22 protein-coding genes are annotated in these 23,936 nt (G+C 36.4%); 3 read left to right on the forward strand and 19 right to left on the reverse strand.

The genetic code is table 11. The features are described from left to right. Positions 1–72 precede the first annotated feature (72 nt). From DYR29_RS07285 to DYR29_RS07375, 19 genes are all read right to left on the reverse strand, one after another. Positions 73–687 (reverse strand): deoxynucleoside kinase, encoded by a 615-nt coding sequence (locus tag DYR29_RS07285; RefSeq protein ID WP_002977952.1) that lies wholly within the window; start codon positions 685–687, stop codon positions 73–75. Positions 688–711: 24 nt separating this feature from the next. Next, on the reverse strand, positions 712–1,674 hold the full coding sequence (locus DYR29_RS07290) for a hypothetical protein (RefSeq protein ID WP_249413644.1): 963 nt from the start codon (positions 1,672–1,674) through the stop codon (positions 712–714). 92 nt (positions 1,675–1,766) lie between these two features. Beyond that, complete coding sequence (locus DYR29_RS07295) at positions 1,767–2,789, reverse strand: glutaminyl-peptide cyclotransferase (protein ID WP_142719817.1); 1,023 nt, start codon at positions 2,787–2,789, stop codon at positions 1,767–1,769. 35 nt (positions 2,790–2,824) lie between these two features. Beyond that, positions 2,825–3,208, reverse strand: a complete 384-nt coding sequence (locus DYR29_RS07300; RefSeq protein ID WP_213279923.1) for a VOC family protein — start codon at positions 3,206–3,208, stop codon at positions 2,825–2,827. After that, positions 3,205–3,711 (reverse strand): GNAT family N-acetyltransferase, encoded by a 507-nt coding sequence (locus tag DYR29_RS07305; RefSeq protein ID WP_213279924.1) that lies wholly within the window; start codon positions 3,709–3,711, stop codon positions 3,205–3,207. The genes DYR29_RS07300 and DYR29_RS07305 overlap by 4 nt, the downstream gene beginning before the upstream one ends. Positions 3,712–3,714: 3 nt before the next feature. Next, on the reverse strand, positions 3,715–4,140 hold the full coding sequence (locus DYR29_RS07310; RefSeq protein WP_213279925.1) for an SRPBCC family protein: 426 nt from the start codon (positions 4,138–4,140) through the stop codon (positions 3,715–3,717). Between the two features lie 11 nt (positions 4,141–4,151). Next, positions 4,152–4,784, reverse strand: coding sequence for a hypothetical protein (locus tag DYR29_RS07315; protein WP_213279926.1), 633 nt, complete (start codon positions 4,782–4,784; stop codon positions 4,152–4,154). A 16-nt stretch (positions 4,785–4,800) separates the two neighbouring features. Then, a complete protein-coding gene (locus DYR29_RS07320; protein WP_213279927.1) occupies positions 4,801–6,414 on the reverse strand; it encodes a Na+/H+ antiporter in 1,614 nt (537 codons plus the stop codon). An 86-nt stretch (positions 6,415–6,500) separates the two neighbouring features. After that, entirely contained in the window at positions 6,501–7,505 is a 1,005-nt protein-coding gene (locus DYR29_RS07325) for a bestrophin family protein (protein ID WP_213279928.1), read from the reverse strand. Positions 7,506–7,581: 76 nt separating this feature from the next. Then, positions 7,582–8,259: a DUF2490 domain-containing protein gene (locus DYR29_RS07330; RefSeq protein ID WP_213279929.1), complete on the reverse strand. Its 678-nt coding sequence runs from the start codon at positions 8,257–8,259 to the stop codon at positions 7,582–7,584. Between the two features lie 191 nt (positions 8,260–8,450). Then, positions 8,451–8,900, reverse strand: a complete 450-nt coding sequence (locus DYR29_RS07335; RefSeq protein ID WP_213279930.1) for a VOC family protein — start codon at positions 8,898–8,900, stop codon at positions 8,451–8,453. Positions 8,901–8,957: 57 nt separating this feature from the next. After that, positions 8,958–9,329, reverse strand: coding sequence for a VOC family protein (locus DYR29_RS07340; protein ID WP_213279931.1), 372 nt, complete (start codon positions 9,327–9,329; stop codon positions 8,958–8,960). Positions 9,330–9,394: 65 nt separating this feature from the next. Beyond that, positions 9,395–9,865: a hypothetical protein gene (locus tag DYR29_RS07345; protein WP_213279932.1), complete on the reverse strand. Its 471-nt coding sequence runs from the start codon at positions 9,863–9,865 to the stop codon at positions 9,395–9,397. 10 nt (positions 9,866–9,875) lie between these two features. Then, positions 9,876–10,331 carry a DUF1569 domain-containing protein gene (locus DYR29_RS07350; protein WP_149832696.1) on the reverse strand — a complete coding sequence of 152 codons (456 nt, stop codon included), beginning with the start codon at positions 10,329–10,331 and terminating at the stop codon, positions 9,876–9,878. 326 nt (positions 10,332–10,657) lie between these two features. Then, positions 10,658–11,866: an ABC transporter permease gene (locus tag DYR29_RS07355; protein WP_213279933.1), complete on the reverse strand. Its 1,209-nt coding sequence runs from the start codon at positions 11,864–11,866 to the stop codon at positions 10,658–10,660. Between the two features lie 61 nt (positions 11,867–11,927). After that, complete coding sequence (locus DYR29_RS07360; RefSeq protein ID WP_213279934.1) at positions 11,928–12,884, reverse strand: HlyD family secretion protein; 957 nt, start codon at positions 12,882–12,884, stop codon at positions 11,928–11,930. A gap of 11 nt (positions 12,885–12,895) precedes the next feature. Then, positions 12,896–14,314, reverse strand: coding sequence for a TolC family protein (locus tag DYR29_RS07365; protein ID WP_213279935.1), 1,419 nt, complete (start codon positions 14,312–14,314; stop codon positions 12,896–12,898). Between the two features lie 758 nt (positions 14,315–15,072). Beyond that, entirely contained in the window at positions 15,073–15,561 is a 489-nt protein-coding gene (eco, locus tag DYR29_RS07370; protein ID WP_213279936.1) for a serine protease inhibitor ecotin, read from the reverse strand. A 146-nt stretch (positions 15,562–15,707) separates the two neighbouring features. After that, the gene (locus DYR29_RS07375; RefSeq protein WP_213279937.1) at positions 15,708–21,623 is read right to left on the reverse strand and encodes an alpha-2-macroglobulin family protein; all 5,916 of its coding nucleotides are present in this window, start codon (positions 21,621–21,623) and stop codon (positions 15,708–15,710) included. Between the two features lie 18 nt (positions 21,624–21,641). On the opposite strand from DYR29_RS07375, the gene DYR29_RS07380 reads away from it, so the two are divergent. The 3 genes from DYR29_RS07380 to DYR29_RS07390 all read left to right on the forward strand — a co-directional run bounded on the left by DYR29_RS07380 (position 21,642) and on the right by DYR29_RS07390 (position 23,926). Then, positions 21,642–22,397, forward strand: coding sequence for a hypothetical protein (locus DYR29_RS07380; RefSeq protein ID WP_213279938.1), 756 nt, complete (start codon positions 21,642–21,644; stop codon positions 22,395–22,397). A gap of 3 nt (positions 22,398–22,400) precedes the next feature. Beyond that, a complete protein-coding gene (gene recF, locus DYR29_RS07385; RefSeq protein WP_047421575.1) occupies positions 22,401–23,480 on the forward strand; it encodes a DNA replication/repair protein RecF in 1,080 nt (359 codons plus the stop codon). Positions 23,481–23,632: 152 nt separating this feature from the next. After that, a complete protein-coding gene (locus DYR29_RS07390) occupies positions 23,633–23,926 on the forward strand; it encodes a hypothetical protein (RefSeq protein ID WP_213279939.1) in 294 nt (97 codons plus the stop codon). The last annotated feature ends 10 nt before the right edge of the window (positions 23,927–23,936 follow it).

Genomic DNA, 23,936 nt, shown 5'->3' on the forward strand with positions numbered 1-23,936 from the left:
AAAATTACATTCTCTTTATCAAATTTAGGAAGAATCTCACTAAAGATGTCTTAATATTCTAATAAAAGTATGTTAAAACAATCCGTGAAGTTCTGCTTCAATTTTCTCCAGGATAAACCCGAAATCTTCCGGTTTTTCAACAAAATCAAGATCATCCACTTCTACAATCAGAAGTTTTCCTTCAGTATAATTGGAGATCCATTTTTCATATTTCTGATTCAGTTTTGAAAGGTATTCAATACTGATAGAAGCTTCGTATTCACGACCTCTTTTATAGATTTTTTTAACCAGATTGGGAACATCTGATTTCAGATAGATCAGCAAATCCGGAGCCGATACAAAAGACTTCATCAGATCAAAAACGGATGAATAATTATTGAAATCTCTGTCCGAAAGAAGATTCATATCATTTAAGTTTTCTGCAAAAATATGAGCATCTTCATAAATGGTACGATCCTGAATGATGTTTTTACCGCTTTCTCTGATTTCCTTCACCTGACGGAATCTGCTTCCCAGGAAATAAACCTGCAGTGCGAAACTCCATTTGCTCATATCTGAATAAAAATCCTCCAAATAAGGATTGTGATCTACGTCTTCAAATTGTGCATCCCATCCGTAATGCTTGGAAAGCATTGTCGTCAAAGTTGTTTTTCCTGCTCCAATGTTTCCTGTAACTGCAATATGCATATTCTTTTTCCTTGTATTTACTGATTAATTGATAAGCTTTTCGATTCCCTCAGTCTGAACTTTGGAAGTGTCTTCAAGCAATTTCTGCAGTGTATTGTCTGAAGGCTTCTCCTCTTTATTCTCAACGGGTTTTTCTTCAGTTTTTTCTATGGGCTTTTCTGTAGATTGCTGTAGAGACTCCGGCTGAGCTTCAAGCTGTTTCTGCTGTTTGGCTTTCTTTACTTTTTCAAGGCTGTAAAGATAGAGTTTGTTCCCCTTGATTTCAAAATAAGAAAGGATGTTTTTATCCACAATTTGCGCTTCAGGATCTTCAAAAACCGTCACCATTCCTTTTTCAGGAACGTATTGTGAAATAAAATTACTGGCCACAACCAGAATTGCATCATTTTCTCTTCTAAAGCGTTTTCCGTTTTCTAAAGGAGCTTCAAAAAGTTTTTCAAATTTCAGGCTGTAAATTCTGATATGTTTTCTTGTTAAAATATAGACCTTGTTTTCGTAGACCAGCATATCCATCAGATCTTCAAAACTGATATCAAATGGATAGGAATTGATCGTAGTGTCATTCCGGAAATTGTACTGTATCAAGCGTTTTGTACTGTCATCCAAAAGCCACAGCTGCTGCAGATCTTCGGCATAAGCCATTCTGATGAACCCAAATTTCTGCTTAAAATCAAGTCTCTGAATTTCATTCATATTCTGATCCACAAATTTCATTTCCTGGGCATTTTCAGAGAATAAAGGCACATTCAGCGGATTTTGTACATTCTGCACTTTGTAAGGAACAGTAAGCATCATTTTTCCAATCTGCTTTCCCAAAGAATCGTATTTGGTAAAACTAAAATCTTTATTTTTATAGATGTACAGACTTCCGTAGTCATCGGCAAGCATATCTTTAGCTTCCTTCAATTTTAAAGTATCTAAAGGGAGAATATTCTGCGCAGAAAATGTGCAGAAAGCAAAAGTCAATATCAGATATACTAATCTCAAAATTCTTTTTTACTAAAGATAGCGCTCCTCATGGAACGCTACCAATTTACATACTTTATTTTATTCAGATAGAAATTGTTATTAAACTTTTATTATTTAATTACAACTTCATAAATCTTCGGCCAGTTCTTTCCTGTTACCAACATATTATCGCCTTTGAAAGCAATTCCGTTCAATACGTCATCACTTCCTTTTGTATTCTGTTTGGCAATTTCTGTGAAATCAAAAGTTCCCACTACTTCACCGTTGGCCGGATTAATTTTTAGAATAATTGGTTTCTGCCATACATTGGCGTAGATAAATCCGTTGTGGTATTCCAGCTCGTTTAATTGATCGTAAGCCTGAGAACTACCTGCAACAGCAATATATTTAATCAGTTTTGATGGGTTATTGACATCAAGGAAATATAAAAGTTTACTTCCGTCAGAAGCAATCAGGTTTTTTCCGTCATACGTCAGCCCCCAACCTTCACCCAATACATTTGGATAAGCAAATTCCGAAAGCAGTTTTAAAGAGCTCTTATCATAGATATACCCTTTTTTGCTCTGCCATGTCAGTTGATATACTTTATCTCCTACAATGGTACTTCCTTCAGAAAAGTCTTCCTGAGCCTGTTTGGTAGAAGCAAGCGGCGTTGTAGTTCCCAATGTATATTTTAAAATCTGGGAAGCTCCGTTCTGTCCGTCACTTTCATAAATGGTATTTCCTTCCACCTGGAAACCTTGTACAAAGTTTTTAGGGTCGTGAGGATATTCTGCTACAATCTGGTAAGGAATATTTTTTTCAGGATTTTTTGCAAATACATTAATCGTTGCATCCTGATTCAGAACTTCTCCTCCTTTTGTTTTAACGTTGAAGGTAACAGCATTATCACCTAATGTGAAAAACTTAGGATCAACGGTTAAATCTGTTGTTTCTTTATCTCCAAAGCTGATGGTTACACTTTCTGCATTTTCCGTTACCTCTTTCGGAAGCTCAAGCTTATCTCCGAAATGGTATCCTTTCGCCTCCATTGAATTATTATAAGTATTCAGTGTATCAAGAATTTCTTTATTCTTGTTACAAGATGCCAGTAATAAAATCGCTGCGAAACCCGCTATTATATTTTTTTTCATTGAATTTCTAAATATTTCCCCAAAAATAGCAAATTTTATTCCGTATTGCCAATATTATCTATGGGTTCCCCAAATTGTAGGATATAACCATTGTTGTCATAGATCGCAAATTCCCTCATTCCCCACTCAAAAGATTCAATCCCATAGCAGACTTTTGCCTTTGTTTTAAGGTCTTCCCAAAGCTCGTCAACTTTATTTACATTGAAATACAATGATCCGGAAAAACCAATTGAAGTATTTTTTTCATGTTGGTTAGGCTGAGAAAGCATGATGTATATTTCATCCTTACGAAGGGAAGCCCATTGCCAATAATCATTTCTCCCCATCAGGGTAAAACCGAGAACGTGCATATAAAACCCTATGGTCTCATCAAGATTTTCTGTCCAGAGAACAGGACGGAGTGCAGTAAACTGTGTCATGATTTCTGTAATTCAAAAGTATTTTTGTGAATTTTCATATTCAGGGAAGCCCAGGTTTCTGTATCAATCTTCGCTTCACTTTTGACTTCAGGGTCAAAGGCAAAACCTACTTTCCGGTAACATTCAATAGCTCCGGTATTCCAGTCGTAAACATTAAGCTCTGCAGTTTCTCTATCAAAATGACTGAAACCATATTTAAGAAGTTCCTGCATTACTTTTTTACCATATCCTTTTCCTCTGTTGTTTGCATCCCAGATCAGAATCCTGCCCAGCAGAAATGTCTTTTCTTTTAAAAAAATCTGAGCATGGCCAATTGTTGTTCCTGTATGATCTGCAATGGTAAATAAAGTTCTTTTTTCATCGGACAAATCGGTCTCCAGCTGTTCTGCTGTAAGCGGAAAACGGTATACGGGCCCGGCAAACTGAAGAAGCATTCTTTCATCAACTATCTTTGAAATCAGCAACGGTGCATCCTGAATGGTAAAGGGCTGTAATGTAATCATGGTCTACTTTTCTAAATATTCTTTTAAACTCTGTCCCAAAATGGTGTTCCAGCCTTCTGTAAAATTATCTCTTGAAAAACCATCTCCCAAGTCTTTGAAGTTTTCAATATTTTCATGGGTAAGTTTTACTAGAGTTTTTCCGTCTTCTGCCAACAATTCCCACGTCACAATAGTTTTTAATGCTGAAAAATCAGGATATGACCATGTATGTTTCAGTTTTTGATTAGGTATAATTTCTAAAATTTCTCCCTGATGATGGTATTTATTTTCACCTCCGGGTTCGAAGAAATTAAATTCTTTTCCTATTTCTAATGCAAAATCCTGGATATCAAAATACCAGGATTTCATTTCATTTTTATCGGTCAATGCTTTCCAGACTTTTTCAGCCGGAGCATTTATTTTGTACTGAACAGTGATGGGTGTGATCATATTTCTTTACTTTAGATACTTTCTTTAAGTTTTTTCAAAACCTCATCGTTATTCATTTTCCATAAGCCGGACAATTCAGTAACCAGTTGTTCTGAAAAAGCAATTTCTTGGGGAGCTTTTCCTCCAAAACGTTCTTCGCTTTTTTTAAAAGAGGCAATAGATTCTTCTAATGAAACATCATGTACCACCTCAACCAGGCAATCCTCTACCTCCAGAAACTTTCCGGCAAATTCAGCAACTGCTCTTTCAATGGTTTGAATGCCTATTCCTTCATCAGGATGCCAGATGTCTATCCAGGAAGGTTTTATTCCTTCCTTATTTCTGGGTGCTTCATAGGGAACTTCAAAAAAATGCCCGTCATCTTTCTGGTCATAATAAAACCAATAATGACATTCATTCCCTTCCAGATAATTTTGAAGAGTATTATAAAATTCTATTTCATCAGCATCAATATCATTCTGGATCTTAAAGCTATCAAGAGAATATCTTAAATATTTTTTTGTATTCAAACAAACGAAACCTATTCTCTCTCCTGATGCGTAAAAAAGTTCAAGATCTTCCCATCCCGCTTTTTCTGTCAGACCATGTATGCCCCACCATAGGTCCGAGGACTCCGTTTTTACAATAATCTTTTGCTGAGCCATGATAGTTTTCAATTATTTACCCATGTGAAAATCCAGTGATCTTTGCTTCATCAAAATCCAGCTGCATTTCAATGGTCCTCATCACATGGTCGTCAAATATCTTTTCTCTTTTCATTCTGTGCAATTCATTTCTTTGTGCCTGAATGATCTGTCGCAAGACATCTTTATTTTGATTGATTGCGGATACATAGTCTCCTGTGGAGGCCATACATTGGGCTTTGTCTGCCATCAGCATCATTTCATTTTCCAGTTTATGCTTCTGATGACGAACTAAGCTGTTTGTGACTGCCAGCTCAGAAAAATCATTATCCAGCTTGTGCAATGCTGTTTCTTTCAGTTTACGCATCAGGATCACTTCCTGTTTCTCTTCCGGCAATTCACTTCCGGCATCCTGAATATTCAATAATTTCAGGATCGGGCTCAACAATAATCCTTGCCCTACAAGGGTAATCAATATAATAACGAAAGTTACAAATAAAATAATATTTCTGTGCGGAAATGCATCTCCGTTCGGTAAAAAAGCAGGAATAGACAGCGCTGCAGCCAGTGAAACTACTCCTCTCATCGCGGCAAAACTGATGATGAATGGTTCTCTCCAATCTGGTTTGGGAACTTTTAATCTTAATTCTTTGGAACAAATTCTTGGAAAATACATCAATGCATAGCTGTACAGAATTCTTGTCCCGATGATGGCTCCACCAATCACCACACTGTAGAAAATACCTTCAGAAATGGTATATTCTTTCATGCCTTCCACTACAATAGGAAGTTCAAGACCAATCAGAATAAAAATGATCGTATTCATCAGGAATATCAATACACTCCACACATTTCCGGACTGTATTCTTGAGGTATGACTCAGATAACAATGCGAATTGTAAGACATAAGCAAACCTCCAGCCACTACTGCCAGTACTCCTGAAAAATGGAAATGCTCTGCTCCCACATACATAATGTACGGAACAATAAGGGTAATAATGGTATCGATATTAGAATTGGTAGGAATAATTCTAAGCAAAGCCCCAAATAAAAAGCCTGTTGCCACTCCCACCGCAATTCCTCCGATCGCCATCGTAAAGAAATCCTGTACAGCATCTCTCCAGATAAACTGTCCTGAAATAACGGCTGCCAGAGCAAATTTAAATACAATTAAACTGGATGCATCATTAATAAGGCTCTCTCCTTCCAGAATATTGGTTATTTTTTTAGGAATCTTCATATGTTTCAAAACCGAAGTCGCCGCTACTGCATCTGGTGGAGAATTTACGCCTCCCAGCAAAAATCCCATTGCTACTGTAAGCCCCGGAATAATTGAAGAAGAAAGGTAAGCCACAACGATAGATGTTAAAAACACCAATCCGAAAGCCATTGAAAATATTTGTTTTCTCCATTTATGAAAGTCCTGCCATGAGGTAAACCAGGCCGCTTCAAACAAAATGGGCGGCAGGAAAATAAGGAAAACAAGGTCAGGTTCTATTTCTATACGCGGCATTCCCGGCACAAAGCTTATGAGCAATCCTGCAATCACAAGAAAAATCGGGTAAGCGACTTTTAATTTCTGGCCGATCATTACCAATATCATCACAGACAGCAGTACTGCAATAGATATTATAACATAGCTGTGAATCATTTTAAGTTGTTTTTTTAAGTGTTATTTTTTGTTTTGATTAATAAGTTTTCAGATTTTACAGAAATATCTTAATCTTTAATTTTCAGTTAGAGTACGATGTTGTTTTTCGGAGTGATTGCCGGCGGAAGATCAGATTCATCCAGCATATCTCTCATATCAATTTCTATGGTACGGCTGATCTGGGTGATTGGAACATCGTTAGGACTTCCTTCAAATGGATTTACGGAAGCCTCCCCAACACTATCCAAAGTATGAAAGCACCATGTCACCAATAAAGAAAACGGAATATTAAACCATAATGTCCAGCCTTCCACTATTGTTCCGTCTCCTAATTTATCGAGTTCTTTCAACAATCCGAAAGGCACAAAAACAATGAACAACAGCAAAAGATAAGTGGTGATTGAAGAGAAGTTTCTTGGATACGGAAAGTTTTTAATTCTTTCAGCTTTTCCCTGATTGTCTGTAAACTTTACCAGCTGTTGGTTGATCTGCGTCCATTGAAAATCGTTGAGTTCTCCTTTTTCATAGGCTTCGGACAGCGCTTTGCTCTGTTTCGCCATCAATTGTGTCGCCCTGTTTTTTTTGCTTAAAATATACTGAAGTTCGGGTTCAGAAAGATATTTTTTCAATTCTTCATCCAGTTTGGAAAGCCTCTCCGGAATGTCATACTTTTTAGCATATTCATCAAACTGGTCTGTGCCCATGTTTTCCCATGCTCTCGGCTCACGAAGCTGAAATCTCAGTGCAGTAAGCCATGCATAATGACGGAGAAACATTTCTTTTACTTTACCTGCATCTTTGGAAAGCAGTGCATCTCTCAGAATATATCCGAAACTACGGCTGTCGTTAATGATCGCGCCGTAAATCTGCCTTGCTTCCCAGAGTCTGCTGTAGCTGGCATTGTTTTTAAAACCAACAATAAAAGCAACTGCTGTTCCCATGATAGCAATCGGCTGCCACGGAACTGAGAGAAATTTCCAGCCTAAAAAGTACAGAACTGTAGGGATAGCTGATAATACAACCAGAGCATAAATGCTGCGTCTGGTCCAGATAATGAACTCACGGGCTCCAAATCTTTTTCCTGAATGCATAGGTGTTTATTTTTTGTGTTTATTATTTTTTATTTTCAAATAATGGTCTTCATCAAGCATTCGGCAGCGGTTACAATCAGTTTTTGGTAAATGGAATATTATTATAAAAACCAATCTGAATCTGGCCGCGGTTTCTGTTTTCCTGAATCTGATTCATATATCCTGCTTCAATCCTCATATTTTTATTGATGACATATCCTAAAGCACCATAGACTCTGTTTCTGTCGAAAACCGGATTGTTGAAATGAAGGAAAATCTCATTGTATACTGATGCATAAAGGGTTTTCGGCAGCATTTCTTTTTGGGTAATCGGAATATTGATTCCCAACATGTATCGGAACCTCATCCTGAAATCATCTTCCAGAAAACGTTCTTCCAAACGGTAACGGTGCTGAAGGTAAAAACGCCCGAATTTCTGTTTGGTAATATACTGCTGGAAAATTCGGTGTTCTATATTTTCTTTTTTCTCACCGTTTACATAAGGTTGGCTCAGAATGAAACCATATCCCAACAAAACATTGTTATTGTTTTCTGTAAGATCATAACCAATCCCGGTACGGATCAGCAGCTGTTCCAGATCTCCAACCGCATCAAAATTACGGTACTGAATCTCATTATGCCAGTTTAGTTTCTTACTGATTTTGTTATTTCCAAAATACATATACCACGCTCCCAGATCACTTTTTTGAGCAAATGTCAATATGGATCCCAAACCTAATACCGTGAATGCCAACTTCGTAAAAACCTTTCTCATACCTACTGATTACTATTATCTATCGTTTTTAACAAAATTAATATTTTAAATCAATAATAGCAAATACTATTTCACAACATAAAAGATTATTCCGGAACCTGTTCTGTTAGTACATGATGTAGAGCAAATAAAAAACCGGCAATGTGGCTGCCGGTAAGTTCTAACTATATTTCAAATACAAAATATTAATTTTATGGATGCTGCTGCATTTTCGCAGGATCATCATAGTTGACCATCCAATTGATTCCGAACTTATCGCTAAACATTCCGAAATAAGCTCCCCAGAAAGTATCTGCCATTGACATTGTTACTTGTCCTCCCGCAGAAAGACCACCGAATAATTTATCAGCTTCCTCTTTAGACTCTGCGTTGATAGAAATAGAGAAATTGTTCCCGGCCTTGAAATTGGAAGACCACTCTCCTCCTGTATCGCTTCCCATCAATATAGTTTCCTTAGAAATCGGAAGTGAAACGTGCATGATTTTGTCTTTGTCTTCCTCGGGAGTTTCTTTACCTTCCATTGGAGGCATTTCTCCAAATGTTCCGATGTAAGGATATTCTCCTCCGAAAACAGATTTATAGAAATCGAATGCTTCTTTACAATTTCCATTGAAGGTTAAATAAACGTTTACTGTTGCCATAGTTGTTTTTTTATTAGTTAAGTTTTTTAAGTAGTTTTTGTACAGTTTTCCAGATGGTTACCTGTGCTGATCTATAAGAATCATATTTCCATCGGGATCTTTCAGGTAGATATGTTCAGGACCTGAAGTTGTTTCATCAGCTTCTTTTCCGATTTCTATTCCGCTTTCCTTCAATCTTTTCTGAATTTCACGCACATCGTCAAAGGATTCAAGATTCTGCGCATTTTCATCCCATCCAGGATTGAAAGTAAGCATATTTCCGTCAAACATAGCCTGAAAAAGTCCTATGAGTGTAGAACCGTTTTTCATGATCAGATAGTTACTTTCTGTAGTTCCTGCCATTGTTGTAAAGCCCAGCTTCTCATAAAAATCCCTGGATTTATGAAGGTCTTTTACGCTTAAACTGATTGAAAATGCTCCTAATTTCATAATGTTAGTGGTGTTTAAAGTGTGAATTCGAGATATAGGCTTCGGATGTGAAGTTTAGCGTATTTTTATTGGTTTTTTAAACGGGTCTTAAACTCCAGGGTATTATCATAGCTTTTCCAGTCCCCTATAAGCTCAATATATTGTCCTTCAATCTTTTCTGTTTTCTTATTCCATTTAAAATTGTAAACAAATTTCCCCTTAAAAAGCCCTGAATGTTTTCCTTTATTCTCTTCTGCCAGTTCATATTCCCCAAACACAGTTCCCTGCTTTCTGGAATCTTTATATTTTGAAATGGTCATCTTACCTTCAAATTTTGTGTAGTTGGTATCCACAAGAGAATATCCTGAAACAAAATACTCCTGATCATTTTTTTTATTCTGTTCAGAAATATTGATCTTCAGTTTCAGTTCCTGGCCTTTGTTTCCGATAGTTCCCAGATAAGGTTTACTGTTGTTCAGCCATGTATTTGAAATATCCGGCATCTGCCCCAATACAAAATTGGCCGCCAGAAGGAAGAGTAATAAAGTTTTTTTCATACAGTGAGTTTTAAACGCCAAATTGTGACAGATGGTGGTTCAGATGTTTAGCAAACATATTGTTCCACTCCTGAGCTTTTAATTTTCCGAAAGAAAAAGATTCTTTCCCATCAAAAGCGTCTGCCCCCAATTGCTGTGTTTTCTGAATAAAACCAATCAGTCTTGTTTTTTCTTCGTGAAAGTTTTTTCTGGTGGTCACCAAAAACTGTGGAGCCGTCGGGGAATCTCTTGGATATGCTTTCTCTCCCACTACCTTAGGTTTCACAAAGGTTTTTAATATAAATTTTGCAATAGATCCCGGTTTTTTATGTTTTTCCGGCTCATAAATCATTTCATAGGTTATACAGCAGTGTGCCAGCATCTGGTCCACCGTCATTTTCCCCCACAAACCATGGGTGTCTTCCACTAACTTATTTATCCTATCAATATAATTTTGAGCATCTTTTGCATCAAATACATTTTCCATATAATTTCTATTTTACTACAGACAAATATATCAGTTTTTTTGTTTGATTTTATAGTCGGTGGAAAAAATTGAGAGTTGTTGGTTACGGGATTCGGGTTGCGGGTTTAATGGTTAAGTGTGGAGATAAAGGTTAAGAAGTGATATGGAATGTATGATGCCGATTTTCGAGTTTATAGGTCTCGGGTGATAGAATATAGAGTTAAGCGATGTGGTTATTTCTTACTGCTATTTTAAATCATTTAACTTAATGAAAACCAACCATCTAAATAATCATCATTTACTAACCAGAAACTAAAAACCAGCAGCCAGCAACTAAAAAAACAAAACTATTCAACATCTTCCTGAGAAGTATTCTCAACCGCAATTTCCTGTGGTGCTGCTTTTCTGAAAATAAACCAAAGTTTGATCTTTAAAGCAATCCAGCCTATCACAGCGTATACCACTAAAAGGATACTCAAATGTTTCAGGTAAGGGAATGTAAGCTCTACCGAACCTTTTTGAATTAATAATATTTTGAAAGCCTGTAAAAAAGGGGTCAGCGGAATAATATTAGCGATAAACTGAACGAAAGCAGGCATCGCATTCAAAGGCCATGTAAAACCACTGATAATGAAAGCCGGTGAGGCAATAACCATAAGGATTTGTGTAGCCTTCAATGCATCAGGAATCAGAATACTGATAAATACTCCCAAAAATGAGACCGATCCTACAAAAACGGCTGTCAGCAAAATAAAATTGAGTATTCCTTCCGGCATCGGAACATGGAAAATCATGTGCATAAAGTAGTAAATACCTACAATGAGAATAGAAAATACCCAGATAGGAATTACTTTTATGAGCATGGTTGGAAAGGCCCATTTTTTCATTTTCAGGTATTCTTTCACAAAAGAACCTCTTTCAAATTCGGCGGCAAAACTTACGGCCATAGCTAACAGGATCACCTGCTGTAATACTACTGCCAGCATTGCCGGCCACATGAAAATCAGGTAGTTTCCGGTAGTATTGAAGAGGGTAATATAATTGGCTTTGAAAGGCTCATATTGTGTCGCTGCCTTTACTGCGGGCATTCCTGCCTTTTGAAGAGCTTTGATGGAGGCTCCGGCAGAGAAGGTTCCTATGGTCAACTGAAGTGCTTTGGAGGCAAAATTTGCCGTTAAGACGTTTCCGGTATTGATATAAACATTCAGTTCAGGATATTTTTTCTGAAGCATATCTCCTTCAAACCTTGAGGGAATAATCACTACAGCTGCTGCTTCATGCCTGATCACCTCATCTTTGATGCTCAGAGGCTCCTGCAGATATCTGATAATTTTGATGCTTTTATTGTCATCCAGCATTTCCGTCAATTGGTTAGACAAAGGAGTATTATCCCTGTCTACAACCAGTACGGGAGTATTTTCAACTTTTCCGCTTTTGTAGACAAACCCCAGCAAGGTTGCATAGAAGACCGGTGCCAAAAAGAACACCGTCCTTAAGGTAGAATTGCCGATAAAAAGTTTGAACTCACGTTTCAAAAGACGGAAAAATTCTTTCATCTCTATATTTTTATATTTTGAAGAATGAAATTCAAGAGAAACTTCATCCGTTCTTTTCAGTTTATTTCAGAATTACGTTAGCATTGACTAAAATACTTTTAGCCTTATTCATGTCTTTGGGTTTTACTTTGATCTCATAGATTGCATCCTGCAACTGGTAATCAGGGTAAGCCGTTGTAATATCCGCATACTTTGTCAGCTGCTTGATGTATACAATATTTCCTGTCAGGTTTTCTTTGTTATAAACTACCTGCATGGTTACCTCCTGCCCTTTTTTATATTTTGAAATAGCACTTTCCGGGATCGTAAATCTGAAATAAGTACTTTCAGGGATATATCCGTTGAATAGGGCAAAACCAGCTGTTGCAAGCTCTCCTGTGTTTAAACTGATGGTTTCTATTTCCATATCATTGGTGGCAATGATGTATCTTTCAGAATAGGCCACATTGGCTTCCTGCAAAGCGCCTTTGGCCTGTGATGCCTGTCCTGCCGCCATTTCTATTTTTTCAAAACGGGTTCCTCTGTTGACGTCATCCAGCTCTGCCACTACAGCATCATATTGTGCTTTTGCTCCCTGCAGTTTTGCATAGATTTCGTCATGAGCCTGCGGAGACATTAAACTATCACGGAACATATTGTTGGCTCTTTTGTAAGATTTCTGGGCAAATTCATATTGTTCTTTCAAACCTTTATATTTGGCCTGAAGCTGTCTCAACTGATCGGATGTAGCTCCGTTTTTTGCCATTTGCTCCTGGGCTGATGCAGCATTTACTGCGCCCTGTGCCTGCGCTATTTTTGCAGAAACTTCAGGTACATCAAGCTGAGCCAAAGTATCTCCTTTTTTCACTGTCTGGCCTTCGGAAACATATATTTTCAAGATCCTCCCGGTAACTTTAGGAGCAAAAGAGATCACATCTTTTTTAGTTTTCCCTTCAGGTTCTTTGATTTTTTCATTTTTTTTGTCACAGCTCCCCAGCAAAAACAGAGCAGCGAAGAGTATAGATATATTTTTATGCATCATTTAAATTTTTAAGGGATTAAATAAAATTTGGTGATATCCAGTTCCTGGGTAGATCTCATCAGTTCTATTCCCGCTCTTCTCTGGTTGAAAATGGCATTCTGGTATTCCAGTTCGGAAGTTTCAAGATCGTTTTCTGCATCAATAAGCTGGGAAGATTTGCTCATTCCGTATCTGAATTCTTTTTCTGCCTGTACGAGGGCATTTTTTGCCAGTTCTTTTTCTTTGGCTTTTAGTGTGATCTGCGCAGAAGCAATATCATAATTCGTCTGATTATTAGCCAAGTTCAGTGTCAGTTTTTTCAGGGCATCTTCTTTCTGGTTCTGCAATACTTCTTTCCCTACTTTGGCGGTTTCTTCAGCATGTTTTCCTTCTTTACCATCGAAAATCTCCCATTTAAAGCCTACTCCGGCAGTGATCAATGGAAATACGTTGATATTATTGGGTCTCCAGTCCAGTTTTTTTCCTTCATATCCAAGTATTGGAACTGCCGGGATTACATTTTCCGAAGATTTGATCCTGTTTCCGTACAAGCCGATATAGTAAGCAGAAGCCATCAGCTGTACTTTAGGAATCATCCATGTTCTTTCCGCTTTTATTTTATAGTCTGCAGCACTGATACCATGTTCCAGCGCACGGATTTCCGCTCTCTGTTCTATTCCTTTTTCAGCAGCCAGCAGTTCTACAGGAGATAATACAGGATCTATCATTCTGAGCCTCTCTCTGTTGATTCCTGTTAAAATATAAAGCTGGGTAAGAAGTAATTCCTTTTTCCCTTCATATTCTACCATTTTCGCATCTAAAGTAGCCTGAGCAAGTTCGATTTTCTTATGGTCATAAGGAGTGATCAAACCGTAACCAAGCGCTTTATCGGCTGTTTTTCTGTTGATATCAAGTCTTTTTTTGCTTTCATCCAGTACTTTTTTAGACTGATGAATAAGAGCCAGCTGATCGTATGCTTTAGAAATAGTGGCAATCACCTCATCTTTTGTTTTTTCCAAAAGAATATCTTCAGACTTTTTCTTTTCTTCAACCGCTTTTTTCATGTATTTGACCTTCCCTCCGGAATACAGAAGCATTTTAGCATCTGCCTTGGCGATACCTGAAAATCCTGATACATTAAAATTATTGTTGAAAGTCCCTTCAGGAATATTAATAAAGGGAGCAAGATTGAATTCAGGGGACGTCAGTCTTGCTGTTCCGTTGAGATAGCCGGCTTTACCACTCAATTCCAGGGTAGGAAGAAAGATGTCTTTCAGTTTATGTTCATCAAGATCGGTAAGTTTGTTTTGGGTCACCTGCATTTTGAAGTTCGAGTCCCGAACCATAGCACTATCCAGAAGTTCTTTAAAATCCGGCGCAGACTGTGCCCAGCCAAAAGCGGGGAAAGCAAAAAAACTAAACGTAAAAATCAATAAATTGTTTTTCATGGTTTATGTTTACAACAAATATAATGCAAAAAAAAGTAAAATCCTTTAAGATAATTCTACAATATGGTGAATTTAAAGTAAGTTTAAAATCTGTTTAAGTTTAAAGCCTTATAAAATAAAGTTTTGCTCGGTGCGTTTAAATGTTAATTAAAAACTAAAAAATTTCGAAAAAATATTTAACTCTACTTTTCGCACTTCCTTTTTGTTATGTTTTTTCTCAGAAAACAAAGGAATAAAAGGATTTTCAATCTAAAAAAGCACCCTTAACTTTTTATTCTGATTCTGAATATTGTAAGTTAGATTCCTGCGGAATGACAAAGTGGGTGGATAGACTTTGGGAATAATAATCAGTAAAATTTGCAAGAATGATTATTCAATAGGAACGGACCATTATCCTGAGCTTAGTCGAAGGCAGCCCGTTTGATAAAAGGTTAAAATTTCAACTGGCTTTAGCCAAAACCTATAATACAACGCGATGTTCGCAAAAGCATTATTTATTTTTTCGTTTGCAAGGCGTTTCACTCAGCGAAAATAATGAGGAAATATTTACTTGAAATCATTCAATAAAAATTGGTTTTAAATAAAATTTAAGGTTAATGGAAACAGAATTAATAATAAGGCGATTCTGAATTTTCGAACCTGGATTCCTGCGGAATGACAAACGACACGTTCAATTAATTCCAAATTGATACTAATAAAAAAACGAAAACTCCCCACATCGCTGTGAGGAGTTTTCTATATAATTATAATAAGCTGATTTATCTTTGAACTGCTTTTTTCATGCCAGCATCGGGACGTAAAATTCTGTAACGTACTTCGATGTCTTTCGGTACGTAGAATACCAATGGAAGTTTACTGTTATATCTTACCGTTTCTGGCTTTAGGGTAACAAACTTTTTAGTCAGTTTTTTATCCATGCAGCCCATCAGGGTTCCGGCAGTTTCACCTTTAGACTCTACTTCATAATAATTGTAGCCCCATCCCTGAAGATCCTGAGTTTTCATTTCTCCCATCAGGAAATAGTTGTTACAGTCTAACATTTTTTCAGCACCTACAAAAAGTTCAACTTTTAAATCGTTTTCGTTTTTTGCTACGGGAAGCTGAATGTATACCTGCTTGTATCCTTCTTTAGCTTTTGGGAACATTTCAATCTGTAGTTTTTCAAACTTTTCTGCTTTCTTTTGCGCGAAAGCATTTACTCCAGCCATCAATACTAATCCAGTAATTAAAGTTTTAGAAAATTTCATCTTTATAATTTTTTAATTTGTACTAAGCTAATTCCAAAAACTATTCCAAAATTAAACAATTGTTTGAATTTTCGATTTAATTCTATTTTCATTGAAAGTCCAGAAACAAAATACTGCAGTAAAAATTACTGCAGTCTTTTTAAAAGTTATTCTGAAATTGCGACATTACTTCCTTTTGTATGCGCATTCATCTGTGGTGCGTAATAATTCTGCATCGTTGTAATTCCGTTGGAGAATTTTCCAGATGCATTGGCAATCACATCATATTCAAAAACATATTTTCCTTTTGGCATGTACTGAATATAGAAGTTGGTAGAGGCATCTTTGGTTGACTGATAGTACCCAAGATTATTTTTCCACTGATATCCAGATAATACATCTACAGGTTCAAATCCTGCCGCACGCATATCTTTAATATGGATAAACTCCATGGCTCTATCTGTATTCAGAATCATTCTTACCGTTACTTTATCTCCTACTTTCAACGGGGTTTCAGAAGAGATTTTCTGAAGTTCTTCTCCGTTTACGGTTTTCACTTTTTTGTACAATTCTTTTGTTACGGAAATATAATTTTCGGAAGATTTGATTTTATCGAGATCTTCGTAATACTGCCAGAACAATCCACCCTGAACAATTCCGGGACCAGGTTTTGTAACGGTTACAGTGGCTAGGTTTTTATCTACGGCGTCTGTTTTCACTGTTGATTTTACATAGCCTGTTGCCTGAGTCTGAGGAGCCAATTCTTTTCCACCCCAAACGATAGTAGCTTTATCGCTTTCCGCTCCGGTCCATGATTTTCCTGAATTCAGAATAGTAAAGATTACTTCAGCTGTTCCCCTTGAGCTTCCCCATGAGTTGACTTCCTTCTGAGTTACCAGCCAGATCTTCATATCCTCAATAAAGTTTTGGTCGTTGGATTTTAATTTATTGAATGCTTCCAATGCTCCTGCATGGTTTACCACTTTGGAACCAAACCATCCCCAGTCGTTCAGGTTTTGCTTCCAGTATACTCCTTGTGTTTTTGTATCTGTAGATGTTTCTTTAAGGTAAGTCATCAATTTATCAGATACCTCTTTCAGACCATAATCATTCATTAGTAAGGCCGCGCGGTGAAGTCCGAAAAATGTGAAATCTGTGATCTTCGCTGTTTTTGCTTTTTGTTTTACTAATGTTTTCAGAGTAGCTCCTTTTCCTTTTAAAGGATACTGTTTTTCCCAATAGTTTCTGGTATCAAGATAATCCATAGCCCAGTTGTTCCAGACATTGCCTTTTTTCACGTCAAAATATTTATTCACCTCATTGTCTACATACTGAATCAATTTAGCTGTAATAGCATTCTGGTCGGCACTTTGATAGTCTTTCACATTGTCTTTTAACCAGGAGTTGATTTTTCCTAAGTTTTTAAGGATATACAATGAAGTACCATAAGAACTTGGATAACCCGGATACCATGAGAATCCACCATCAGGGTTTTGCAGTTTTTTGAAATCCTCCCAATCTTGATTAATCGAATTTTTCATTGTATTGACATCGAATAATAATGCCAGTTTCTGCATCTGCTCCGTTTCATTTTTGCTTTCCAGCACCCAAGGGGTTTCTTCCAGCAAGAGTTGTTTCAGCTCCTGATTTTTTTCAAGATTTGAATGTAATAATCCTTTGTTCTGGTATTCTTCAAAAACCGTTTTCATTTTCGGATTTGCTTTGAATATTTCTGAAGCTAAAACGTCAGCAAACCATTTATTAAAGATTACGTCCGCAGAATTATTCTGATCATTTTTCAGACTTGGAAGGGCAAACATGATCTCCCAGATCGGATTGGTTGTCAGTTCTAGAGTATTGGAAACATTAGAAGCCGTTGTGGATGTATTATTTTTAAGGTTATCTAACACAAATGTTTTGGTTTCGCCTTCTTTCACAAAAACAGGAACCGCATCAGTCACAAGCATTTTGTTTGGTAATACAGCAATGGCCTGCTGTTCACCATCGGAATAAGCACCTGCTTTAGCAACCACTTTAAAAATAACAGAGGAAACATTGTCCGGAACTTTTAATTTCCATGTTAATGCATTGCTTCCGTTTTCAGTTAAGTTAAAGTTTTGTACCCCTGAATCCACTCCAAATTTTGAAGAAATATTTTCATTGGTAAAGGCATCCAGGATTTGTAACTCGGCAGAACCGTTCAGTTTTTTATCGGTAAGATTTGAAAGTTTTGACTGTAGGTTCAATTCATCCCCTTCTCTCAGGAATCTTGGATAGTTTGGCGTCACAGAGAATTCTTTCTGAGTCACCACTTCTTTTTCCAGGGTAGCAGCTCTTGCATCTTTTGTATGGGCAAGGAACATCAGTTTCCACTTGGTCAATGCTTCAGGAGATGTGAACTCGAAGTTTACATTTCCTTCGGCATCTGTTTTAAGATCCGGATAGAAAAAAGCCGTTTCGTTCAGATTTTGACGTACAGCGACTTTTTCCAAAGCTTCCTCATTTGATGCAGCTTTTCCAGCATCCATATTCGGAGCTTTTGAAGCTTCAGGAACTACATTCTGAATAACCTCAATTCTATCTTCTGCAACGGCAGCTCTTGCTGTTTTAAATTTTGCACCTGCAATTGGTGATGGCGGCAGTGCATAAGCCGGAGCTTTTACTCCTTCTCTATTTTGAAGTCCTGCAACTTCTCCTTGTAATATATATGAAAAGTCACCATCAAACCAATTAAACTGAGGAACAGTTATATATCTGTCTTCGAAATATCTTAATCTTTTCTGATAGTTTTGCTGTTGCAGGTAATTGTTGATACCATATGAAGTAACGATCACAAATGAGGTATACAATTTTCTCCAAGTAAAGCTGTTTGCAGCAAACTGATCCAGAGACATATCATACATATTGGCTAATACCTCAGCATTGATCTTTTCATTATCATTTCCGGTTACTTTTACCGTCCATTTTTCCTTAGCATTCGGTTCCAGTTTATCTCTGAAGGTTACCGTTTCAATTTTCAACGGTTTTTCTGTATCTTTTATATTTAAAGCTACAGATTCTGTTTTCACATCATTAAATGCTACCAGTTGGAACTGCAGATTCAATGTGGATACATTTTTGTCTTTTGGAATTTCAGCAGTATACTCCAATATTCCTTTTTTGATCTGATGAACTTCTGAAACCGTTTTCCCTGATCCATCTTGTACAAAAACATTGACCAATGCATCAGGAATTGCTGAGAAAACATATACTTTAGCTTTTTCTCCTCTTGATAATTCTTCTTTCGGAGCAATAACCGTCAGGAACGTTTTTTGAGAAGGCTTTAAAGAAGTCTTATCCCAAACACTGAAATACTGAGCACTTTTTATCGTGTCCTTTCCTTCAATATTGAAAAGTTCCAGCTGGTAATCCCCTGCTTCTAATTTTCCTAAATCAAGATTCGTTTTTAGTTGAGCATTATCTGCAGATGGCTGCTGTTGCTTTTCTATCAATACTTTTTCTGTTTTCCAATTCTTAATTTCATCTTTTTCATCAAAAAGATCATGTGGAAATTTGCTGATGAATTCTTCTTTTGAATATTTCGGAAGATTCTGCACATCAGATTTAAAATTATCTCTGAAAATTCTATCCGGAGCCGTCAGCTTTGATAACTTAACCTGATATGATTTTTTAAGATTCTGATCGTTATAGTTCTTGGTTTCCACCTTTATTTTTACATTTTCATCTGCAAAAGTATTGGCGATATTTTCTGCCTGAATGTAATGAGAAACGGATGCTACTTTCAATTGTGTATTTGCAGTTTGTGTTTCTCCATTGATGTCTGTAACGGATGCATTGATGGCATAGTTATCAATTTGTATTCCTTCCAGCTTTTCATCTTTTTTAAGCTCTAAACGGATAATAAATTCTCCTTTTTCATTGGTTTTTGCTTCACCCAAAATTGAGTTTTCATTATCATCATCCTGTGGATACCAGCTGAAATATCTCCATCTGATATTCTGTTTCTTAATTTCATAGTTTACTGTGGTATTATTCAGTGGAACACCGGAGAACATTACTGCTTTTCCTTTCAGTTCTATGGTCTGTCCGTATTTGTATTCATCTTTTACCGGATCAAATGTGACTTCAAACTTAGGTCTTTTGTATTCTTCTACTTTGAAATTTTTATATCCCTGGCTTTCTCCGTCTATTCTCAGGTAAAAATTACCGTTCAGTTTTCCTTTCGGAAGAATGAAGCTTCCATGATAAGAACCAAACTCATTGGTGGTAAATTCCTGCGACGAAACCTCTTCGCTATTGGTATTTAATAAAGTTATTTTTTGTTTTAATCCTGAAAGAACAGATTCAACTTCTTTATTGATATTCGTATTGATAACTTTGAAATAGACCGTCTGTCCGGGGCGGTAAATTCCTCTGTCTATGAAGATCTGAGCCGTTGAACGGGTTTGTTTGTTAGGATTATAATCTTCAGCAGACCCTCTGTTTCCATAGACCTGCATGATCTGGAAATCATTGGTTTTAGGCTGCTGGATCAGGAAAGTCCGGTAGTAGTCTTTACTTTCAGTAGAAGGGAATTTAAATACTCCATTTTCATTGGTTTTACCCTCAATTTTATTTAATGTTTTATTGGAAACAAATTCATAAAAACGAAGTCCTTCATTCGTCAGTGGTTTTCCGTTTTCACTATTTACCAGCTTTAATTCATCTGAAAGAGGATTTCTGTCTGTTTTAGACTGATAAATAATTCTGTTTGCGGATACCAGAAAGTAAAAATTTTGTCTGGAGTCTGAATCTTTCATGTCAGCTCCTGCAACCGTAAATTCTGTAACATATACTCCTGAAGGAAGCGGTTTCACTTCCAGTGAAGTTTTATGATTCTGATAATCTTTAGGATCAGGAAGCTGAAATGTTTCTTTCCTTACCAGATTCTTTTTCAGTTTTCCAAAAGTATTGGAATAAGAGTTCTGAACGTATTGAAGCAGTGATGTAAAGTCATCTTTTACTTCATAAATGTTCAGGGTAAATTCTGACACATTCTGATATTGGGCAACAAAATGAATCGGAAGGTTATTCTGGGTCTGAGCTTCATATTTTAAAGTCAGATATGGATTTACAATCTGCTCTTCTTTACTTTTGATATTCTCAATGAATGGAGATTTCGGATATTCATTTTTAGCCTGCGCAGCCAGTGCAAGAGCTTCTTTAGGTTTCTTTTTACCCACAAGCTCATCCATGATCTCACCCATGATCATCACTTTATAATCTCCTTCTACATTAGATTTTAAAAGACTCTGAAGCTGTTCAAGTTTATCTTTACAGTGGTTGAAGTTACAATTCTCTGTAATCTTTTCTTTCATGAAGTACAGCTTTGCATTACCTGTATTCTGAGCGATCAGTTCATCATAAATTGCATTGATTGCAGTACGGTTGGCTGTCAGTTCATTTTTTGTAAAAATATTGTTTTCAGATAAAAACTCTACTTTCTTTATGGCATACCAATCAGACAATGTTGGGAAATAGGCGATATCACCCGTTCCGGAAAATATATTCTTATACTTTTCCAGAGAAATCTTTTTCATTTCAGGTTTTTCCTGATCAAGTTCCTGAAAGCTTTTTGTCAAATAATTTTTAAAATCGAGCTTGCTCCAGGTCTCAATCTGTGCAACATCCTGAGAATTGATATTGGTTCTTCCGTTTATTTTCCATGAGTTCTGATTGTAATGATCCATGAAAAAACCATTCAGTAAAACTTTGTATACCAGTTTGCCTTCCCCACTTAATTTGCCTTCTGCATCTTTAAGTTTTTTAAAAAATCGGGAAGCGGAATCATTCTGATCATCGTCCACCGTTTGGTTTACAATACTGAACTCCGCTTTCAGAGAACGGATCAGCTCAAAGGCATTATTTTCTTTCATGGCTTGTTTTTGTATGTCTAAAATAATGGGAAGATTAGATTTATAAGCTCCTTTCGTACTGTTTTCAGCAATTTTTTTCCATTGGGTATCGTAATATTTTTGTGCGGATACCATTGAAAAGCTTAGCATTACAAGCAAAAGCATAAAAATCTTGGAAAATCTTTTCATATATATTAATTTTGATAAATGAACATTTTAAAAATACTGAAAAAAACTGTCATAGACAGCCAATTTTATGTCTCTCTTATGGGAACTCTTTTTGCAGTATTTTTCATGAAAGAGCAAAACACATTCCGTTTCCCTACCTTTGCATTAATTTTCATCACTTATTTCAGTGGTTATCTGTACACTAAATACCAGTATACCAAATATTTTTTCAAAATAGTGGTCATCAATGCTGTTGCAGGAATTATCTGTGCCTTGTTAATCATTCATAACCACAATGAAATAAGGCTTTTGAAATGGTTCATTATTGTAGTATTGGGACTGCTCTATAACAGCTTTTTTCTTGATGTTTATATTCGGAAAATCCCATTACTTAAAGTTTTTTATGTTGGATTGGTTTGGGCACTGGTCAACTGCTGGCTCACTCTTCCTGAGTTCAGTATTCCTATTTTCCTGATCAGCTTTTTCTTTATTACTGCTCTTGTGCTTCCCTTTGATATCCGGGATATGAATAGTGACACCGTAAAGACCTTTCCTATGCTGATAGGGGTTCAGAATACCAAATATATTGCTTATGCACTTGTTTTCATCAGCAGTATGATCTCAGTTTTCTACCTTGAATTAGCATATGCGCTTGCTTTTTTTATGTCAAGCATCATAACTTATATTTTCATCTATTTCTCTGAAAACAAAAGAGATGACACCTATTATTCATTCGGGGTTGAAACTTGTTCAGCACTTCCTTTTTTATTTTTACTAATAATGGAGTATTTTTGACGAATGATTATCAAGAAACTTTCCCTCTATAATTTCAAAAACCACTCTGAGAAAAAATTTGAATTTTCCCCGCAGATCAATTGTTTTGTGGGCAATAACGGTGTGGGAAAGACCAATATTCTTGACGCATTGCATTATTTATCCGTAGGAAAAAGTTTCCTGGGAAATACAGATGTGAACAATATTAAAAGAGAAGAAGACTTCTTTACTCTTGATGCTGAAATTCAGAATGAGGACAGCGAAGATATTATCAGAATTACCCAGCCCAAAGAGGCTAAAAAGGTGATCAAAAAGAATGATAAGAGCTATGACAGGCTTGCAGACCATATCGGTTACCTTCCGAGTGTCATGATTTCTCCGTATGATTCCAATCTTATTTCAGATTCCGGGGAAAGCCGACGAAAGTTTCTGGATTCTATGATCTCTCAAACGGATTCAGAATATCTTTTTGACCTCATCCAATATCAGAAAACAATTCAGCAGCGAAATGCTTTATTGAAATATTTTGCCAAGAACAGAACGTGGGATAAGGATTCGCTGGAAATCTATGATGATCCGATCACCCGATTCGGGACTAAAATTTTTAAGAAAAGAAAAGAATTTGTAGAACAGCTCAACCCTATTGTTCAGAATTTCTATCAGATTATTTCCGGTGGGAAAGAAACTGTGTCTGTTATTTATGAATCTCATTTGCTGGAAGATTCTTTTGAAAACCTTTTAAAAGAAAGCATTGAAAGAGACCGTATGCTCACCTATACCTCAAAAGGAATCCATAAGGATGATCTTCTTTTTGAAATGGACCACGTTTTAATCAAAAAAATAGGATCTCAGGGCCAGCAAAAGTCATTTCTTATTTCTTTAAAACTGGCTCAGATGAGTCTTGTGAAAGAACTTACCAAAAAGACCCCTATTCTCTTACTGGATGATATTTTTGATAAGCTTGATGATACGAGAGTTTCCCAGTTGATTGAGCTTGTAAATCGTGAAAATTTCGGACAGATCTTTATTACAGATACTCATAGGGAAAGAACTGAAAGCGTGGTAAAGAAAATCAACGAAGAAAGTATTATTTTTGAGGTCTAATCACTTAAGATAGGTAAACCCCGAATTTAGAATCAAAAAAAGAAACATTTAAATTTGATTCTCCATTTTATAGTATTTTTTATCTTAACTTATCATTCCCAAATCACGGAACTCTAAAACCCGAATCACGCCTCCAACCCCGCACCACGACAATGAAGAAGAAAAAACGTGAATATCAATCCTCCGAACTGGTAAAATCTTTTGCCAGAATTTATGGTTTTGAAGATAAACTTGTAGCTTTTGATATTAAAGATTTCCTCGAGGATTATCTTGATGAAAGCCTTTTCAATGAAATAAGAAGTGTGAATATAGAAAATCAAATTATTATTATTAAAATTGATTCTCCCTTGCTGAAGCATGATTTTAAAATGCGAAAAAGCTTTTATCTGAAAAAGTTCCAGGATAAATTTGGAGAAGATAAATTTCGTGACCTTCAGATATTATGAGGACAAAATA

This window comes from Chryseobacterium indologenes, from assembly GCF_018362995.1.
Classification (GTDB): Bacteria; Bacteroidota; Bacteroidia; order Flavobacteriales; family Weeksellaceae; genus Chryseobacterium; species Chryseobacterium indologenes_G.

What these genes read in the sequence shown, in the direction of transcription:
- DYR29_RS07285 (WP_002977952.1), bottom strand. Translation starts at nt 687, where the DNA reads ATGCATATTGCAGTTACAGGAAACATTGGAGCAGGAAAAACAACTTTG.
- DYR29_RS07295 (WP_142719817.1), bottom strand. Translation starts at nt 2,789, where the DNA reads ATGAAAAAAAATATAATAGCGGGTTTCGCAGCGATTTTATTACTGGCA.
- DYR29_RS07300 (WP_213279923.1), bottom strand. Translation starts at nt 3,208, where the DNA reads ATGACACAGTTTACTGCACTCCGTCCTGTTCTCTGGACAGAAAATCTT.
- DYR29_RS07305 (WP_213279924.1), bottom strand. Translation starts at nt 3,711, where the DNA reads ATGATTACATTACAGCCCTTTACCATTCAGGATGCACCGTTGCTGATT.
- DYR29_RS07310 (WP_213279925.1), bottom strand. Translation starts at nt 4,140, where the DNA reads ATGATCACACCCATCACTGTTCAGTACAAAATAAATGCTCCGGCTGAA.
- DYR29_RS07315 (WP_213279926.1), bottom strand. Translation starts at nt 4,784, where the DNA reads ATGGCTCAGCAAAAGATTATTGTAAAAACGGAGTCCTCGGACCTATGG.
- DYR29_RS07320 (WP_213279927.1), bottom strand. Translation starts at nt 6,414, where the DNA reads ATGATTCACAGCTATGTTATAATATCTATTGCAGTACTGCTGTCTGTG.
- DYR29_RS07325 (WP_213279928.1), bottom strand. Translation starts at nt 7,505, where the DNA reads ATGCATTCAGGAAAAAGATTTGGAGCCCGTGAGTTCATTATCTGGACC.
- DYR29_RS07330 (WP_213279929.1), bottom strand. Translation starts at nt 8,259, where the DNA reads ATGAGAAAGGTTTTTACGAAGTTGGCATTCACGGTATTAGGTTTGGGA.
- DYR29_RS07335 (WP_213279930.1), bottom strand. Translation starts at nt 8,900, where the DNA reads ATGGCAACAGTAAACGTTTATTTAACCTTCAATGGAAATTGTAAAGAA.
- DYR29_RS07340 (WP_213279931.1), bottom strand. Translation starts at nt 9,329, where the DNA reads ATGAAATTAGGAGCATTTTCAATCAGTTTAAGCGTAAAAGACCTTCAT.
- DYR29_RS07345 (WP_213279932.1), bottom strand. Translation starts at nt 9,865, where the DNA reads ATGAAAAAAACTTTATTACTCTTCCTTCTGGCGGCCAATTTTGTATTG.
- DYR29_RS07350 (WP_149832696.1), bottom strand. Translation starts at nt 10,331, where the DNA reads ATGGAAAATGTATTTGATGCAAAAGATGCTCAAAATTATATTGATAGG.
- DYR29_RS07355 (WP_213279933.1), bottom strand. Translation starts at nt 11,866, where the DNA reads ATGAAAGAATTTTTCCGTCTTTTGAAACGTGAGTTCAAACTTTTTATC.
- DYR29_RS07360 (WP_213279934.1), bottom strand. Translation starts at nt 12,884, where the DNA reads ATGCATAAAAATATATCTATACTCTTCGCTGCTCTGTTTTTGCTGGGG.
- DYR29_RS07365 (WP_213279935.1), bottom strand. Translation starts at nt 14,314, where the DNA reads ATGAAAAACAATTTATTGATTTTTACGTTTAGTTTTTTTGCTTTCCCC.
- eco (WP_213279936.1), bottom strand. Translation starts at nt 15,561, where the DNA reads ATGAAATTTTCTAAAACTTTAATTACTGGATTAGTATTGATGGCTGGA.
- DYR29_RS07375 (WP_213279937.1), bottom strand. Translation starts at nt 21,623, where the DNA reads ATGAAAAGATTTTCCAAGATTTTTATGCTTTTGCTTGTAATGCTAAGC.
- DYR29_RS07380 (WP_213279938.1), top strand. Translation starts at nt 21,642, where the DNA reads ATGAACATTTTAAAAATACTGAAAAAAACTGTCATAGACAGCCAATTT.
- recF (WP_047421575.1), top strand. Translation starts at nt 22,401, where the DNA reads ATGATTATCAAGAAACTTTCCCTCTATAATTTCAAAAACCACTCTGAG.
- DYR29_RS07390 (WP_213279939.1), top strand. Translation starts at nt 23,633, where the DNA reads ATGAAGAAGAAAAAACGTGAATATCAATCCTCCGAACTGGTAAAATCT.